Origin of the sequence: Nostoc sp. CHAB 5836, from assembly GCF_020829445.1 — a bacterium.
GTDB lineage: Bacteria > Cyanobacteriota > Cyanobacteriia > Cyanobacteriales > Nostocaceae > Nostoc.
Genome location: NZ_JAIVFV010000001.1, coordinates 104,554 through 122,103, shown reverse-complemented (window position 1 = coordinate 122,103; position 17,550 = coordinate 104,554). Strand labels below are relative to the sequence as shown.

At 43.7% G+C, this 17,550-nt stretch carries 11 protein-coding genes; 8 read left to right on the top strand and 3 right to left on the bottom strand.

The annotated features are described in order from the left end of the window. Positions 1-780: 780 nt before the first annotated feature. The 5 genes from LC605_RS00505 (at position 781) to LC605_RS00485 (ending at position 5,974) form a co-directional block, all read left to right on the top strand. Positions 781-1,647 (top strand): aldo/keto reductase, encoded by an 867-nt coding sequence (locus LC605_RS00505; protein WP_229545619.1) that lies wholly within the window; start codon positions 781-783, stop codon positions 1,645-1,647. Between the two features lie 227 nt (positions 1,648-1,874). Beyond that, positions 1,875-2,711 (top strand): EndoU domain-containing protein, encoded by an 837-nt coding sequence (locus tag LC605_RS00500; protein ID WP_229545618.1) that lies wholly within the window; start codon positions 1,875-1,877, stop codon positions 2,709-2,711. A 40-nt stretch (positions 2,712-2,751) separates the two neighbouring features. Next, positions 2,752-3,291, top strand: coding sequence for a GNAT family N-acetyltransferase (locus LC605_RS00495; RefSeq protein WP_229545617.1), 540 nt, complete (start codon positions 2,752-2,754; stop codon positions 3,289-3,291). A gap of 589 nt (positions 3,292-3,880) precedes the next feature. Then, a complete protein-coding gene (locus tag LC605_RS00490) occupies positions 3,881-4,363 on the top strand; it encodes a hypothetical protein (protein WP_229545616.1) in 483 nt (160 codons plus the stop codon). 1,038 nt (positions 4,364-5,401) lie between these two features. Then, a complete protein-coding gene (locus LC605_RS00485; protein ID WP_229545615.1) occupies positions 5,402-5,974 on the top strand; it encodes a hypothetical protein in 573 nt (190 codons plus the stop codon). A gap of 658 nt (positions 5,975-6,632) precedes the next feature. Here LC605_RS00485 and LC605_RS00480 read toward each other — a convergent pair. Beyond that, complete coding sequence (locus tag LC605_RS00480; RefSeq protein WP_229545614.1) at positions 6,633-7,085, bottom strand: hypothetical protein; 453 nt, start codon at positions 7,083-7,085, stop codon at positions 6,633-6,635. 272 nt (positions 7,086-7,357) lie between these two features. Here LC605_RS00480 and glsA point away from each other — a divergent pair, with 272 nt between their 5' ends. Then, positions 7,358-8,272 (top strand): glutaminase A, encoded by a 915-nt coding sequence (gene glsA / locus LC605_RS00475; RefSeq protein ID WP_229545613.1) that lies wholly within the window; start codon positions 7,358-7,360, stop codon positions 8,270-8,272. Here the strand turns inward: glsA and LC605_RS00470 are convergent. After that, positions 8,237-9,859, bottom strand: coding sequence for a hypothetical protein (locus LC605_RS00470; protein WP_229545624.1), 1,623 nt, complete (start codon positions 9,857-9,859; stop codon positions 8,237-8,239). The genes glsA and LC605_RS00470 overlap by 36 nt on opposite strands. Before the next feature lie 895 nt (positions 9,860-10,754). Between LC605_RS00470 and psaA the strand changes: the two genes are divergently transcribed. Together psaA and psaB are read left to right on the top strand one after the other, a co-directional pair. Further along, on the top strand, positions 10,755-13,013 hold the full coding sequence (gene psaA, locus LC605_RS00465; protein WP_229545612.1) for a photosystem I core protein PsaA: 2,259 nt from the start codon (positions 10,755-10,757) through the stop codon (positions 13,011-13,013). A 184-nt stretch (positions 13,014-13,197) separates the two neighbouring features. Beyond that, the gene (gene psaB / locus LC605_RS00460; RefSeq protein ID WP_229545611.1) at positions 13,198-15,423 is read left to right on the top strand and encodes a photosystem I core protein PsaB; all 2,226 of its coding nucleotides are present in this window, start codon (positions 13,198-13,200) and stop codon (positions 15,421-15,423) included. A gap of 135 nt (positions 15,424-15,558) precedes the next feature. Here psaB and dxs read toward each other — a convergent pair whose 3' ends face one another. Continuing rightward, positions 15,559-17,466, bottom strand: a complete 1,908-nt coding sequence (gene dxs, locus LC605_RS00455; RefSeq protein WP_229545610.1) for a 1-deoxy-D-xylulose-5-phosphate synthase — start codon at positions 17,464-17,466, stop codon at positions 15,559-15,561. Between the last annotated feature and the right edge of the window lie 84 nt (positions 17,467-17,550).

The following is a 17,550-nucleotide window of genomic DNA, read 5'->3' as shown; positions in this document are numbered from 1 at the left end:
TTGGCGAGATGAGGCTACAAAGGACACAAGGGCAATAAGTATGCCCCACGCCCAATACCTATAGCGGTTCTCAATTGCATGGAATACAGACCTAACCCCCAGCCCCTTCCCTACAAGGGAAGGGGAGTAAGATTCAAAGCCTCTCTCCTTTTAGGAGAGAGGTTTGGAGAGAGGTCAGACTGTATTGCATCCAAACGAGAACCGCTATATTCTGAGAATCATACTTTTTAAAAGTAGTGGGAGCATCTTGCTCCCTGCTGGTAGTGTAGCGGGCAAGATGCCCGCACTACTCCAGGTTTAAAAATGCACGAGGTTTAATTAGGGATATTGAAACGATTTGTGCAAAAGTTCCTAACACCCCTCCCCGCTTGCGGGGCTACGGTGTACACACAAGTCCTAAAAACCTAGCTTTATGAGGCTTTTCTCATTCTCATACAGAGCATGGGAAGGAAAGAAATAGCATTATCAGTCGATGCAATGCCATTGTTAGTCGATGCAATGCCATTGTCATATCATGTCCGGTAAGCATAATACCCCCAACCCCACCCCCCCAAAGCTGCGCTTTAGCTCCCCTCCCCTTGCTAAGGGGAGGGGTTGGGGGTGGGGTTCTGATTTTTGATTTATGCAAGAGGTCTAATACCTAACCCCTGAGTAGAGTATTCCTCTTATGGAGCATTCACCGATCGCCAAGTCTAAGTACCAGGGAGGATTTATGATGAATAGCGAAAAAAGCTTTGGCTAACTGATCGATAATTGGGGCAGAAAGCTATAGCTAGAAGCATGGAAACCAAACAGCTAGGAAAAACTGGTATCTTTGTGAGTGCGATCGCTTTGGGTGGTATGCCCATGTCAATCTCTAATCGCCCTCCCGAATCGCAATCAATCGAAGTTATTCATCGGGCTTTGGATCTGGGTATTACATTTATTGACACTGCCGATTCTTACTGCAAAGATGAGTCAGAAAAACACCACAACGAACGGCTAATTCACAAAGCACTTAGTAGTTACAAAGGCGATGTTAGCCAAGTAATTGTGGCAACTAAGGGCGGTTTAATGCGTCCCAATGGCAACTGGACAAGCAACGGCAACCCAGAACATTTGCGCCAAACAATTCGAGTCAGTTTTGAGGCGTTGGGTGGTGCTAAACCCATCGATGTTTGGCAGTACCATTCTCCTGATAGTAATTACACCATTGAAGAATCCCTTGCACCAGTGAAAGAAGCAGTAGAGGCGGGTTTGATCCGATTTGTAGGAGTTTCTAACTTTTCCGTTGAACAAATTAAACGGGCGCAGGATGTGGTAGATATTGTCTCAGTGCAGAATCAATATAGCCCTTGGCAACGACAGCCGGAAAATGACGGCGTGTTGAAGTATTGCGAACAGCAAGGATTAACCTTTTTACCTTGGAGTCCTTTTGGTGGTAGGCGTCGTCATCAAGACTTGCCAGATATTCCTGCGATCGCTCAGTTAGCTAAAGAAAAAGGCGTATCAGTGTATAATATCGTCCTGGCATGGTTGCGTTCCAAGTCACCCGCTATTTTACCAATTCCTGGTGCTAGCAAGGTTTCTAGCATTGAAGACTCGGTACAAGCTATCAATGTGAAACTATCTGATCAAGAAGTGCAAAAAATTGATCAGGCAACTTAATCATTTCACTGGCTAACGTAGATTTACTGGAAGTTGCCAAAGATTTACGCACCACGTTTAGTTAGCTTAAGACAGCATTATCAACAATTTAAAATTCCAAATTAACAGAGTTTTAAAAAAGTTCATCAACCCGGTTTATTAAAAAAAACCGGGTTTTTTAGAAAGCATACTATCTCTTAAATTAAGCTTGATGTACTGTTCCCATGTAAGTAATCAATCTAAAATTTATGCAGCCAAATCCTCTAACCAATAGATCAAAGCAGGTGGTAAATATATTTGCTTTTGTGCTATTGGTTTCCTCATTATGCTGGCAAAATTCAGTGAAAGCGCAGCCTCAGCCAGATACACAACTTTTGCCATTTTTTGATAATGTAGATAACCCGGTTCCTGTTCGTTTTCCCGCAGGACGACAGGTAGATATCACACCACCTCCACCTCTACTAAATCCTTTTGACAAGGCTGTACTAAAACTCTGTGGCCCTATTGGTACGAGAGTTAGTGCTAATAATTTTAAACAATTGTTATCTTTTTACCCGGATGTCTTGCAGAAAGTTCAGCAAGCTAGCGGCGGTGAACTTCGTTCGGGACGGCGTAATCAAACGCAATTTCTTGAAGATTTAACCAATATTTGGTTCAAACGTCGGGGATTTGAACATATATTTTGTGGCGAGATATATAACGCCAATGATATCGGCGGCTTGCATTTCTATGGCAGATATTTACAACTACAAAATGAAGGAATAGGCGGACGTTTGCCAAATAATCAGGGACGAGAGGAAGTTGTTCCTAATGTGATTTATACAATGGGGGTAGTAATTAAGCAGGAAAATCGGACAGTAACAGATGTGATTAAAGGCTATGGCTACCTCAGCAACGCCGAAGAAATGCTTTTAGATACCACCAAAATATTTAAACTCCAAGGCAATAATGAGGGAGCGTGTATTTATAATGTGCGTGATAGAGAAACAGGTCAATCCTTTCCTACAGTTTTTGTGAGGGAAAACAAAGCAATCATCACCTATTATCCTGATGCTACTCCTCAAGGTGCAAAATGTAAAAGTTAAAAGTCCTAGATTGCCTCTACTAAGCGTATAAATAAAAGACATGATCTTAGAAACACACCGCTTGCTAATGCGTGACTTTGTAGAGGCAGATTGGCAGGCGGTTTTTGCCTATCAATCTGCTCCTTTGTACTTGCGTTACAACTATTGGACGCACCGCACACAAAAGGATGTTTGCAAGTTTATCCAGATGTTTATTGATCAGCAAAAAGAGCAACCACGAACAAAGTTTCAGTTAGCTATTATCCTCAAAGAAGAAAATCAGCTTATTGGCAATTGTGGTATCCGTGTAAATGACCTGGAAATGCGGGAAGCAAATATCGGTTATGAACTAAACACTCACTATTGGGGAAAAGGTTATGCAACTGAAGCAGCACAAGCTATTTTAAAGTTAGGCTTTGAAGAACTGGGAATGCATCGTATCTGGTCTTGGTGTGTTGCACAGAATCTTGCATCTGTTAGGGTATTAGAAAAAATTGGTATGCGTTGTGAGGGTCATCTGCGGGAAAAAGAGTTAATCAAAGGCAGATGGTATGACTACTTTCTTTACGCTACCCTTGATCATGAGTGGAAAGCGAAGTAATACTGCTTCTATGAGCTACCTCAGAGACAATATCATAAATTACTGAGAAATTGAGGGTAAGACAAGTTCAAGGGGTTGCAGAAATGACCAACACTATCCTCAATTTTCAAACAGCTACCGGACAGGAAGTGTTAGCAGCAGGTAAAAAATAGTTGAAGAATACCTGACAGTCACGCTCACTCTTTCTGAAAAAGTCGCAGAGAGCAATTAGTTGTTTATGGAGCAATAAGTAAGTCGGCAAGAAAATTTCAATATAGAGCATTTTGCATCTAAATGAAGTACAAAAATACCCCTCTTAATCCCTCCTTGTAAAGGGGGGAAATTCCCAATCTAGTTCCCTCCCCTTGGAAAGGGGAGGGTTAGGGAGGGGTATTTTTGTACTTCATTAACTTGCAATCTGCTGTATGTAAACAAATATAAATTAACATAGGGTGTGTTAGACGAAAGTACGGCACCATCCATAATTAAAGGTGCGTTACGCTTTCAGCTAACGCACCCTACAATTAAAATTTATTAACATAGTTTTAAGCAGGATTAGGGAAAATTAAGTCTTAACTGAAACAGTATTGATTTATGGAGTTTTGAAAAAATGCAATCGCTACTTTTAACTTTCGTTCAATATTTACATTTTTCTGAGACTGATTTGAAAAAAATACTATCACAATCTCTAACAGAAGTTCTCAATTTGCCGGAATTGCAGCAAGAACTAAACAGCTTAGATACCAATTTGCTTAAGAAAACCTTACCCACAGCAGGAGCAGTTTTAGCTAAGGAATTACCACCTTTTTACAACTGGCTAAAAAATGAGTTGGGAGTCAAGCGGGTTCCTGATAGTCCTGATCATGCAACAACATGGGTAATTGGTTTCGTCCATAATCAAGAAAGTCTAACTCATTTAGTTGAGTTGCACCGCCGAGTACCTCGTCCGGCTTTAGAAGCTTCTATTCCCCGCTTGGTAGGAATGTTTGAAGGTCTCGAAGACACGCAAGTTCGGCAAGAATGGCAAAAAGCGATCGCGGCTCTATGTCTAGTTCTAGTTGTCGCTGCACGAGAACAAGATAGAGAACTGTAGCAGTGTGATAACCTTTATCGTTGGTAATTATAGCCCAATACGGTTCACTTAAGGCTGAAACTCTTTTGAAAGTCTACCCTATGATAGTTGCGAGGCTGCTGCCCAGGAACTAAAGTAAGTCTGGTAAGATTAACTATTAGAGAAAATTATAACCATTACTAATAAAACAGCGAAGTAAGTTGGCGCGATTAAAGCTAACTGGCTGGTGCTGTCCCAGGGCTATTTCATTCTAGACATAAACCACCCGGAACTTCAGTTCCTCTCTTATAGCTAAAGTACGTTTTAACGGACTATAACCCAATACACTTCGGTTAAGCATTTCTTTCTTCTCTTTGCGTCCTTCTCTGACGAGACGCTGCGCGAAGGCGTCCTTCTCCCAGGGGGAAACGCACTCGCGTTTGCGGTTCGTTAAAAAACTGACTTTTACTTAGAGTTTTAGCCTTAACTGAACCGTATTGGACTATAACCTTTTCTCAGTAGTCTTTAGACTACTTTCGCTATAAGAGAGGTGAATTCATTGTGAGGCGGGCTAGATGAGAATGAAATAGCCCTGGGGGCTGTCCTTTGTTATTCCTCATTGGTAAAGGTTTTAAGTCTATTTAACTTTCTTAACACAATTTAGTTTATTTCCGACGACTTACTTAGTACACTGAATCTAAAGAGATAATGATCCTCAGTTATTGTTGATGCTTAATCTAATTTTCTCATAAAGAACTATTTTCAATCCTAAGCTTAGTGGTTTTGAAAGATTTATTAACGTTTTCTGAACTACTTGTAAAGGTTAGTGCTTTTCAAATTACAAACTACTTAAGTAGTGAGTATGTTCCACTTTTAATCGTGATTTATCTCGACTTAAAAATGGATGCAATTAACAGTGAAACTGATGATTATTAGTCGCTGGGCGATGCTTGTAGTTAGATGGCAAAGGTGCAGCCAAACCTAGCCATCGCTAGATTTAGTAATTTTTGTATCTTTCAAAATGAGATACAAAATAAATATAAAATACAGATATCTCATGCATTGAGGTATTATGATTGTATGAAACAAGTCCTGATAGTATCCTGCCCAATCCAAGTTACTCTTGAAAAAGTTGCCAAAATTGATGCAACGTTGCAGGCTTTTGCAGATGCTTGCGAATATGTAAATAAAACTACACCGCCGACCTTGGTAAACGAACTGGCTATGCAGTCCCTGGTTTATCATGATGTCAGGGCATTGTTCGGATTGTCTTCTCAGTTGGCTATTCATGCGGTAAGGAGGGTATCTGCAAATCGCAAAGCTGCCAAGCAGAAAGGAAAGCCGATTACAGGTTTTGCTCCCATCAGTGCAACTTACGATGTCAGAACCTTTAGCTTTCGAGAGAAAGACTGGACGGCTAGCTTGACATTGATAGGTGGCAGAGAAAGGTTTAAACTTGCCCTTGGTAATTATCAGCGAGGGTTGCTGAAGGGACAAAATCCGAAAACAGCAACTTTGGTAAAGCGCAAAGATAGCACGTATTACCTGAATATTCAGCTTGAATCCCAAGCGCCAACACCCGAAGAAACTGACCAGGTATTGGACATGGACTTTGGGCGAATAGATATTGGGAGTCATCTCCGATGGATATAAATTAAGTAAATAAAACATAACCAAAATTCCAGATAAGTACGGCAGATGTCACGGCGTCCCTAAAAGGTTGTTTGAAAAGTCTAATTGCTTACTTGCGTCGGCGATTATAAATCGCAGCTACACAGGCAAAACCTGCCTCCGCAGGTTAAAAACCCTTGATTTTGTATTAGTCAATGGAGTTGGACGAGAGTTTGTGTAGTAGAGATTTCCAATCGCCCAATACTTTTCAAATAACCTCTTAGAGCGTCGGGAAGGGGGATCTAAAAGTGCCTAAAATCACAGCGAAATACTTTTCAAACATCCTCTTAGATTTTGGTGACTCATCCGGTTCTACTCAAGCAGTATTCTGAAAAACTTGGTTGGCATCTCCACAGGGCTATTTCATTCTAGACATAAACCACCCGGAACTGAAGTTCCGGGCTCATAGCTAAAGTCCGTTAAAACGGACTAAGTAAGTCGGCAAGAATAAACCAAGCTATATTACGAAACGTAAATACACCTTAAACCCTTATAAATGACGAAGGACAAATGACATTAAGCTCTTACCGATGCTCCACCTCTGATCTGAGGCTCTACCAGAAGGGTGAAATGCGGAGATGCCGTAGGTGCTGGGGTTCTTTCTATACAGCTTCATGAAGAAATGTATAAGCAAGGCAGGTTATCTGTTAGTATTCGTTGCCCATACAGGAACATCAAAAGCTGTATAAATTACCAAGTTTCCATCATCTTGAACTTGCAGACGACAACTATAACCACGCCCATTTGTATTACTTGCCCACAAAGGTTTTCCACTATAATCATAACTGACTAAATTGCAGTCGGTTTGCATGACGGTATAGTTAACAGGTCTGTTGTAAGTGTTTGATGCCCACAGAGGAGTGCTGTAATCATAAAGAACAAAGTTTCCATCAGATTGCTGTATAGCTTTATACTGATTATTAGGAGAAATCAAGTATTGATTTTGACTAGCGAATAAGTATTCGCCTGTATAGAGGACAGATGTACCAGTACCAGCTAGAGCCTTGTTCTGTTGAATTAGCAACGTAGCTTGTGATGAAATTGCAAATGCTGTTGTTAAACCTAAAATTTTTGAGAGTTTAGATAATTTCATAAACGTACCTCCAATCAAAGTTTTAAAGTTTTGTTTTCTCTAAACAGTGCTGAGATGCGATCGCGGTAAAGTCGCGCAATTAAGTAGTTCTTACAAAACAATGCAGGGACGAAAACTATTGCACTTTCAGGCTCAAAACAACGAGCAAGAAGTCATTGCAGGTTACAGATGTAGCCTTGGTGTTTTTACGAGGATTATAAAATCTTGATATACTTCAGAGTATACTGTCAGTTGCTATTTAATAAAAAATGAACTATTAAAAAATTTACACTTTGAAAGGACTTGAGAAACTAACTACTACGAAGTTATCAGCCTGGATACAACAAGCTAAAACCCAAGCTGAACGAGGACAAGTTGCCGATCGCATTCCGCAATTAGCTAAAGCTAATCTTGGTTGGTTTGCAGTTCATATCTGCTGTGAATCGGGAAAAACTATCAGCTTTGGTGATACAGCTTGTGTTTTCCCGCTAATGAGCGTTATTAAGACATTTTCCTTGCTTTATCTGCTAGAACATTTTGGCGCAGAAACGGTTTTTGGGTGGGTTGGGGTGGAAGCATCGGATGCACCCTTCAATTCTTTAGAACAACTCATTGCCGATCGCGGCCATCCCCGCAACCCCATGATTAATAGTGGGGCAATTACTCTGTCTGATAAATTACCAGGAAAGGATGCCAATCAACGCACTTCTTTATTTTGTCAGTGGCTCAACCAATTAGCCGGTTGCCAACTATATTTAGATGAAGTAATGCTGGCTTCAGTGCGATTAAACCGATCAACAGCCAATGAAGCGATCGCTAATTATCTCGCCCAAACAGGTCATCTAGAAAATATTGAAACAGCACTTGACACCTACGAGCAAATATGCTGCATATCTGGGCGAGTTGAAGATTTAGGGCTGCTGGGAAAACTCCTAGCTTGTGAAAATGGCTGTCTATCATCACAAAACCGCCAAATTGTCAATGCTGTGATGTCAATTTGTGGACTGTACCAAGCTTCTGCCAAGTTTGCAGTCAGAGTTGGTCTACCGATGAAATCAGGAATTGGTGGTGGACTTGTAGCAATAGTACCAAGTGAGGGAGCGATCGCTTGTTACAGTCCTGGGTTGGATAGGGTAGGAAATCCGGTAGGTGCGATCGCATTTGTTGAGGCTTTAGCGCAAGAGTTGCAATTGAGTGTCTTTGGTTAATTCTGGTTCTGTTGAATTGGAATCGGTTGTTTTCGGTAACGGCGTTGATTCTGGTGTTGGAGACTTAATAATCTCTGGCAGCGTCGGTGGCAAACTAGGAGATGGTGTAATTGGTACTTCTGGAGTGGGGACTTTACCAGCCCCACGGTTAAAAAATCCACCAAATTTAGATTTTGTTGGTTGAGGGGCAGCTTTTTTAGGTAACGGCGTTGATTCAGGAGTTGGTGTTACCTCTGGCTGTGGTTCTGGTGTTGGAGACTCAATAATCTCTGGCAGGGTCGGTGGCAAACTAGGAGATGGTGTAATTGGTGGTTGTGGTATGGGGACTTTACCAGCCCCACGGTTAAAGAATCCACCAAATTTAGATTTTGTTGGTTGAGGGGCAGCTTTTTCAGGTAGCGGCGTTGATTCAGGAGTTGGTGTTACCTCTAGCTGTGGTTCTGGTGGTGTCGGGGACAAGCTAGGAGATGGTGCAGCCGTTGGAACTTCTAATTTTGGTTGTTCTGGCTGTATTTTGGATTCTTCTGGAATTTCAGTTTCACGAATCGGCTGTTTTCCTGCCTTGGGTTGTATTTGGGGTGTTTTTTCAACAGAAGGCGCGGGTGCGGGTTTAGGTGCAAGTTTATAATTCGGGTCTACAATGGGGCGCACCTCAGCTGCTGTGAGTTCTCCTCTGACAATTCTCGACAAAGTGTCTTTACCCTTTGGCTGGTAGTCAATCAATCTAACTGTGGTATTAAAGGCATTTTTGACACGATTTCCCTGGTTATCGAGAAATTCAAGTTTTACCCAGTTTTTTCCTGGACGAAAGCCTTTAAGATAAACTGCCTGCCAGCGATCAAAAATAAAGCTTTCATCATTAATTGTGACGCGGATGCGCCAATCACTGAATTCGTTTTGAGCATTTTCCTTGCCGACCAGGTGCAAAGGAGCGTTAGTTAGGTAAAAGTCCAGTAGTATGGGTTCTGTTCCGTAATTACCTTGAGGATTGCTGTAAGTTAGTACGGGTAATTTGGGATCTGGGCTGTTGTCGTCAGTTTTGGTAAAAACGTGAAACGTTGTCTGGGCATAAGCCCCTTCATTTTTAAAGCTTTCATCCCAAGGGCGGGAAGCAAAGACGCGCAGGGTATGACTACCTAAAGACAAGTCTGGCAAAACCAAGGGTTGATTTAGGTCGTAAACAGGTATATAAGGTTGATTATCCAGAATTACGTGTAGATGTGGCCCCAATTGGAATTGTGGGTCTTTAAATATTGGTAAATCCTTAACCTGAAAACTGACTGTAACTTTGTTGTCTTGAAGAACTTCATCAATTTTTGGAGTAACAATTGTTACTTGTGGCTGATAAACTTCCAAAATTGGACGCAGTTCTTGGATCACAGATGGAGGTGAAACTTCCGAAAATTGCTTTGAAATTTGAGAAATCTGTGGAGAGTTTTCTCTATAGCCAGTAGACACTTCCTGGCTGTCGGCTTTCTCGCCGCAACTGGTCAAGCTTAATACCAGCACCAATGTCATTACCCACCAGAGAATCGATAATCTTTCAGGGAGGAACTTCTCTAACACCCTTTTATGCCCCAAGTTCATGCGTTGCACCCAGTGATAGTCTTTGACAATTGACAGATTATTTTGGCTGAAAGTGTCCATAGGGAACTATAGCCCGAAAGGTCAAATCTACTTCACATCCCATAAGTTTTCTTGTCAGGACTTAGGCAAACAATAGCCGAAACCCTGATTTTCTTTTTAGGGGCAATTCATCTAATTGCCCCAGAAGGTGTGTAATTTTGGGTAAGTCTTACTTGTTAGGACTTACCCAACTGCCATATTATTTGGAGTTTGTAGTGAGGACTTTAGTCCTCAAAATCAGGGCTGAAGCCCTTACTACAAACTAAAAGCTTTTAGGGATTACCAAGAAATAAATTATTCCATCTTGTGGGGTGGGCGACACGAGGGCCCTTGACTATGGGCCCTCGTGTCGCCCACCCCACAATAAATAGTTGGATATTTATTTATTTGGAAGTCCCTTATTTTTTGTGACACTTGCGTAAGTCCTAACTTGTGTATCTTAAGAAATTTTAAAATAAGCGGTAGTTAATACAGCTTTTTAATTACAAAAATTGAAATATGACATAAATATTCACGACTAACAGCAGTCAAAGCCGGAACATCGGGTACATACAGCCAAACCATAAATTTTACGAATTGTTATCCTTTGTAAATTAAATGGATAATCTATTGACTTTTGGACAAATAGTTTGAAGTTAAAAGCCAGTTAAGGCAGGAATTCCAGCAATATTCCAGCAAGTTTGAATTATTGTTAAAATATCTCCAACAATGTACAAGTTAAGACCCTATAATTCAACGAGAAACAACTCTCCACATCGGGTCTTGATCGCGGCTTCAGTAAAATTCTGGAGTATGCGGTAATGGTTCATTTTGTGGTATACATGATTCCTCATTCCTTATCAAGAGAGGAGGTCGAATGACAATAAGTCCTCCGGAGCGAGAGGAAAAAAAGGCAAGAGTAATCGTCGATAATGACCCAGTTCCAACCTCATTCGAGAGATGGGCGCAACCTGGACATTTTGACAGATCCTTAGCCAGAGGTCCCAAAACCACCACATGGATTTGGAACCTGCACGCACTCGCCCATGATTTTGATACACATACAAGCGATTTAGAAGACATCTCCCGCAAGATATTCTCAGCCCACTTCGGCCACCTAGCCGTAGTGATGATTTGGTTGAGCGGGATGATTTTCCACGGCGCGAAGTTTTCTAACTACGAAGCTTGGCTAACCGACCCGTTGAATGTTAAGCCTAGTGCCCAGGTCGTTTGGCCCATTGTTGGACAAGACATTTTAAACGGTGATGTTGGCGGTGGTTTCCACGGCATTCAAATCACCTCCGGTTTGTTCCAAGTATGGCGTGGCTGGGGGATTACAAACTCCTTCCAGCTTTACTGCACTGCGATCGGTGGCTTGGTATTAGCAGGCTTATTCCTATTTGCCGGCTGGTTCCACTACCACAAACGCGCTCCCAAACTGGAATGGTTCCAGAATGTGGAGTCGATGCTGAATCACCACTTGCAAGTACTGCTAGGTTGTGGTTCCTTGGGATGGGCAGGTCACTTAATCCACGTGTCCGCACCGACCAACAAGCTTTTGGATGCAGGTGTTGCTCTCAAAGACATCCCCTTGCCCCACGAGTTCATATTGAACAAAGACTTGTTGACCGAGTTGTATCCCAGCTTTGCTGCTGGTTTAGCACCTTTCTTCACCTTGAACTGGGGTCAGTATGCTGACATCCTGACCTTCAAGGGCGGTCTGAACCCAGTAACAGGCGGTTTGTGGATGACTGACATTTCCCATCACCACTTAGCGATCGCAGTTCTCTTTATCGTTGCTGGTCATCAGTACCGTACCAACTGGGGTATTGGTCACAGCATTAAAGAGATCCTAGAAAACCATAAAGGCCCTTTCACTGGTGAAGGTCACAAAGGTCTCTACGAAAACCTGACCACATCTTGGCACGCTCAGTTGGCTACTAACCTAGCCTTCTTGGGATCGCTGACCATCATCATCGCGCATCATATGTACGCGATGCCCCCTTATCCATATTTGGCAACTGACTACGCTACGCAGTTGTGCATCTTCACCCACCACATGTGGATTGGTGCATTCTGTATAGTCGGTGGAGCAGCTCACGCTGCTATATTCATGGTGCGGGATTACGATCCAGTTGTGAATCAAAACAACGTGCTTGATCGGGTAATTCGTCACCGAGATGCGATTATTTCTCACCTTAACTGGGTGTGTATTTTCCTCGGCTTCCATAGCTTTGGACTTTACATTCACAACGACACAATGCGAGCATTGGGTCGTCCTCAAGACTTGTTCTCTGATACAGGGATTCAATTACAGCCAGTATTTGCCCAGTGGATACAAAATATCCACGCCCTGGCTCCTGGTACAACTGCACCTAATGCCTTAGAACCAGTTAGCTATGTCTTTGGCGGCGGTGTCTTGGCTGTTGGCGGTAAAGTGGCAGCTGCACCCATTGTTTTGGGCACAGCGGACTTCCTAATTCACCACATTCACGCTTTCACCATTCACGTCACCGTCCTAATTCTGCTCAAAGGTGTGCTATACGCCCGTAGCTCTCGTCTGATTCCAGACAAAGCAAACCTGGGCTTCCGCTTCCCTTGCGACGGCCCCGGTCGTGGCGGTACCTGTCAAGTCTCTGGTTGGGATCACGTATTCCTGGGACTTTTCTGGATGTACAACTCCATATCGATTGTAATTTTCCACTTCAGTTGGAAGATGCAATCAGATGTCTGGGGAACCGTAGATGCAGATGGTACTGTAACTCACATCACTGGTGGTAACTTTGCTCAAAGCGCTATTACCATCAACGGTTGGTTGCGAGACTTCTTGTGGGCACAAGCTACGCAAGTCATCAATTCCTACGGCAGTGCGCTATCTGCCTATGGTCTACTCTTCTTAGGCGCTCACTTTGTCTGGGCATTCAGCTTAATGTTCCTGTTCAGTGGTCGCGGCTACTGGCAAGAACTGATTGAGTCCATTGTTTGGGCGCATAATAAACTGAAGGTAGCACCAGCAATTCAGCCTCGCGCTCTGAGCATTATTCAGGGTCGAGCTGTAGGGGTAGCTCACTACCTCTTAGGAGGAATTGCCACAACTTGGGCATTCTTCCATGCACACATCCTTTCAGTAGGGTAGTAATCAGCTTTCTACAAGTTAGGAGTTAGGAATGAAGTTAGGAGTTAGGAGTTAGGAGTTAGGAGTTAGGAGTTAGAACTCATAACTTACAACTCATAACTTACAACTCATAACTCACAACTCATAACTCCTAACTATCACAGCTGGTATTTGATGGCTAAAGGTCAGAGGATTTATTAAACCTATGGCGACAAAATTTCCGAAATTTAGCCAGGATCTCGCACAGGACCCGACGACTCGTCGGATATGGTATGCGATCGCTACAGGCAACGATTTTGAAACCCATGATGGCATGACGGAAGAAAATCTTTACCAAAAGATTTTCGCAACTCACTTCGGTCACTTGGCAATCATCTTCCTGTGGGCATCCAGCCTCCTGTTCCACGTAGCCTGGCAAGGTAACTTTGAACAGTGGATTAAAGATCCCCTTCACATCCGTCCCATCGCCCATGCGATTTGGGATCCCCACTTTGGTAAACCAGCGATCGAAGCTTTTACCCAAGCTGGCGCTAGTAATCCGGTAAACATTACCTACTCTGGTCTTTACCATTGGTGGTACACCATCGGTATGCGGAATAACGGCGAACTGTACAACGGTTCAGTGTTCTTGCTATTATTCGCTGCTGTAATGTTGTTTGCTGGTTGGCTGCACTTGCAACCCAAGTACCGTCCTAGCTTGGCATGGTTTAAGAGCGCTGAACATCGCCTAAACCACCACTTAGCAGGTTTGTTTGGTGTTAGTTCATTGGCTTGGGCTGGTCACTTAATTCACGTTGCTGTCCCCGAAGCTCGCGGTCAGCACGTAGGTTGGGATAACTTCTTAAATACCCCACCCCACCCAGCCGGTTTGACACCATTCTTTACAGGTAACTGGGCTGTTTACGCTCAAAACCCTGACACTCCTGGACATATCTTCGGGACATCGCAAGGTGCAGGAACTGCAATTCTGACTTTCTTGGGTGGTTTCCATCCCCAGACAGAAGCTTTGTGGCTGACTGACATCGCTCATCACCACCTAGCGATCGCAGTTTTATTCATCGTTGCTGGTCATATGTACCGGACAAACTTTGGGATTGGTCACAGTCTCAAGGAAGCATTAAATGCCAAGAGTTTCTTCGGCATTCCTGTTGAAGGCCCGTTCAACCTACCTCACCAAGGTATCTACGACACCTACAACAACTCCCTGCACTTCCAATTGGGTTGGCACTTAGCAGCGCTAGGTGTTGTTACTTCCCTGGTAGCGCAGCACATGTACTCCATGCCTTCCTACGCATTTATTGCGAAGGACTACACAACTCAGGCAGCATTGTACACGCATCACCAGTATATTGCTGGATTCCTGATGCTTGGTGCTTTTGCCCACGGAGCAATCTTCTGGGTACGTGACTACGACCCAGAACAAAATAAAGGCAACGTACTTGAGCGCGTGCTGAAGCACAAAGAAGCGATTATTTCCCACCTCAGTTGGGTATCCCTTTTCTTGGGCTTCCACACCCTTGGTCTGTACGTACACAACGACGTAGTAGTTGCTTTCGGCACACCTGAAAAGCAAATCTTGATTGAGCCAGTATTTGCTCAATTCGTCCAAGCTGCTAACGGTAAAGTACTGTACGGTTTAGATACATTGCTATCTAATCCAGATAGTATTGCTTACACAGCATGGCCTAACTACGCTAACGTTTGGCTTCCAGGCTGGTTAGATGCCATCAATGCTGGTACTAACTCCCTGTTCTTGACAATTGGCCCTGGCGACTTCTTGGTACACCATGCGATCGCTTTAGGTCTGCACACCACCACCTTGATCTTGGTCAAAGGTGCTTTGGATGCCCGTGGTTCTAAGCTGATGCCCGATAAAAAGGACTTCGGCTATGCCTTCCCTTGCGACGGCCCCGGTCGTGGCGGTACTTGCGACATCTCAGCATGGGATTCCTTCTACCTCGCTACATTCTGGATGCTCAACACCATTGGTTGGTTGACCTTCTACTGGCATTGGAAACATTTAGGTATTTGGCAAGGCAACGTCGCTCAGTTCAATGAGAACTCTACATACCTCATGGGCTGGTTCCGCGATTACCTCTGGGCAAACTCTGCTCAGTTGATTAACGGTTACAACCCCTACGGCGTGAATAACCTGTCTGTCTGGGCTTGGATGTTCTTATTTGGACACCTAGTTTGGGCTACTGGCTTCATGTTCTTAATCTCCTGGAGAGGTTACTGGCAAGAGTTGATTGAAACCCTTGTTTGGGCACACGAACGCACTCCTCTAGCTAACCTAGTTCGCTGGAAAGACAAGCCCGTGGCTCTGTCTATTGTTCAAGCTCGTGTAGTTGGTCTAGCTCACTTCACTGTTGGCTACATCGTGACTTACGCAGCATTCTTGATTGCTTCTACTGCTGGTAAGTTCGGTTAATTCGGCTGCTAGTTTTGTAGGTAAGTAATAAAAATCCCCTGCCGCAAGGTGGGGGATTTTTTTATCAGATTCGCGGAAAACCCCATCCGTCTATACGTAGAACAGGGGTTATTTTTGGATAATCCTGCTAATGAACTAAACCACAGCAGATACTTGCTGCTTAAAGAAAGCTTGCAAAACTCTCTCGGCTATTTGATGGCTAGTTAAACCTAGTTCTGTCTTAGATTCATTGGGTTCAGCATGATCTACCAACACATCTGGTATACCGAATCGCTTGACAGGAACAAGAATATCTGCATCTAGTAAAGCTTCCGCGATCGCAGAACCAAAGCCACCCATGATACAGCCTTCTTCTAAGGTGACAACGCGGCCGATTTTCTTAGCTAAAGGCAAAATCAACTCGGTATCCAAAGGCTTAACGAAACGAGCATTAATTACAGTTGCTTCAATGCCATGTTCACTAAGAATTTCCGCAGCTTGCATTCCTGGGTAGACCATTGTGCCATAGCCGACGATTAACACATCATCGCCAGTGCGGAGAATTTCGCTTTTGCCGATTTCCAAAGGTTCCCAACCTTCCTCCATCAAGGGAACGCCGTAGCCATTGCCACGAGGATAACGCATAGCGATCGGGCCACTGGTATGGTTAACACCAGTTACTACCATCCGTTGCAATTCTGCTTCGTCTTTCGGTGCCATTACTACCATGTTGGGAATGCAACGTAGATAGGCAATGTCATACATCCCTTGGTGGGTAGGGCCATCAGATCCGACAATTCCTGCCCGATCCAAGCAGAAGAATACTGGCAGATTTTGGATGCAGACATCATGAATTATCTGATCATAGGCACGTTGCAAGAAGGTAGAATAAATCGCGGCAACGGGGCGCATCCCTTCGGTCGCAAGTCCTGCTGCTAGGGTAATTGCGTGTTGTTCAGCAATACCGACATCAATATATTGATTGGGCAGTTTTGCTTGAAGTTTATCTAAGCCTGTCCCTGTTGCCATAGCCGCAGTAATCCCGATAATTTTCGGGTTTTGTTCGGCAAGTTTCACCAAAGTGTGAGAAAAGACTTTAGCATAAGCTGGGGGTTTGGGTTTACTAGAAGGAATAGCTTTGCCAGTTGCTACGTTGAAGGGGCTTTGGGCGTGGTAGCCAACTTGATCTAGTTCGGCAATTTCATAACCTTTGCCTTTGACTGTTGCTACGTGTACCAAAACTGGGCCTGGTATCTGATGTGCCTGTTGGAAGGTGGCAATCAATTCTTCTAAATTATGCCCATCAACTGGGCCAATGTAGGTAAAGCCGAGTTCTTCAAAAACTGCACCTACCTTGGGAACAGCCAAGCGCTTCATCCCTTCTTTGATGCGTCCGAGTTCCGGAGAGAGAGATTCGCCAACGAAGGGAATTTGTTTAAATTGTTCCTCAAGATTATCTTTAATAAATTGCACAGGTTGGCTGAGGCGCATTTTGTTGAGATAGCGGGGAATCGCGCCGACGTTGCGAGATATAGACATATCGTTGTCGTTGAGAACAACCAACAGGTTAGTTTTCGGCAAGTGTCCGGCATGGTTAATGGCTTCTAAAGCCATGCCACCAGTCAGTGCCCCATCGCCAATCACAGCAACAGCTTTAAATTTTTCCCCTTTCAAGTCTCGCGCTACAGCCATGCCCAATGCTGCTGAAATACTTGTAGAAGCGTGTCCAGCACCAAAGTGGTCAAACTTGTTTTCACCGCGTTTGAGATAACCTGCAACTCCGTCTTTTTGTCTGAGGGTGTGGAAGCGATCATAGCGTCCTGTCAGCAGTTTGTGGGGATAAGCCTGGTGTCCTACATCCCAAATCACTTTATCCCGATCTAAGTCTAGTGTTTGGTAAAGTCCTAGTGTTAATTCGACAACACCCAATCCTGGGCCCAAGTGTCCACCATTAACTGCTACCGTTTGGAGATGCTTATCTCGAATCTGACGGGCAATCTGTTGCAGTTGACGAACAGATAAACCGTGCAACTGATTAGGATGGGTGATTTCGCTCAGATGCATATTATAGGGTTTTCCTCTCTAACTTCAGTTTTCGGTATTTTGATTTTCCCACGGTCGGGTTATCCACAGAATTAAACTCTTACA

What these genes read in the sequence shown, in the direction of transcription:
- LC605_RS00485 (WP_229545615.1), top strand. Translation starts at nt 5,402, where the DNA reads ATGAAACAAGTCCTGATAGTATCCTGCCCAATCCAAGTTACTCTTGAA.
- dxs (WP_229545610.1), bottom strand. Translation starts at nt 17,466, where the DNA reads ATGCATCTGAGCGAAATCACCCATCCTAATCAGTTGCACGGTTTATCT.
- LC605_RS00500 (WP_229545618.1), top strand. Translation starts at nt 1,875, where the DNA reads ATGCAGCCAAATCCTCTAACCAATAGATCAAAGCAGGTGGTAAATATA.
- LC605_RS00480 (WP_229545614.1), bottom strand. Translation starts at nt 7,085, where the DNA reads ATGAAATTATCTAAACTCTCAAAAATTTTAGGTTTAACAACAGCATTT.
- LC605_RS00505 (WP_229545619.1), top strand. Translation starts at nt 781, where the DNA reads ATGGAAACCAAACAGCTAGGAAAAACTGGTATCTTTGTGAGTGCGATC.
- LC605_RS00470 (WP_229545624.1), bottom strand. Translation starts at nt 9,859, where the DNA reads ATGAACTTGGGGCATAAAAGGGTGTTAGAGAAGTTCCTCCCTGAAAGA.
- LC605_RS00495 (WP_229545617.1), top strand. Translation starts at nt 2,752, where the DNA reads ATGATCTTAGAAACACACCGCTTGCTAATGCGTGACTTTGTAGAGGCA.
- psaA (WP_229545612.1), top strand. Translation starts at nt 10,755, where the DNA reads ATGACAATAAGTCCTCCGGAGCGAGAGGAAAAAAAGGCAAGAGTAATC.
- psaB (WP_229545611.1), top strand. Translation starts at nt 13,198, where the DNA reads ATGGCGACAAAATTTCCGAAATTTAGCCAGGATCTCGCACAGGACCCG.
- LC605_RS00490 (WP_229545616.1), top strand. Translation starts at nt 3,881, where the DNA reads ATGCAATCGCTACTTTTAACTTTCGTTCAATATTTACATTTTTCTGAG.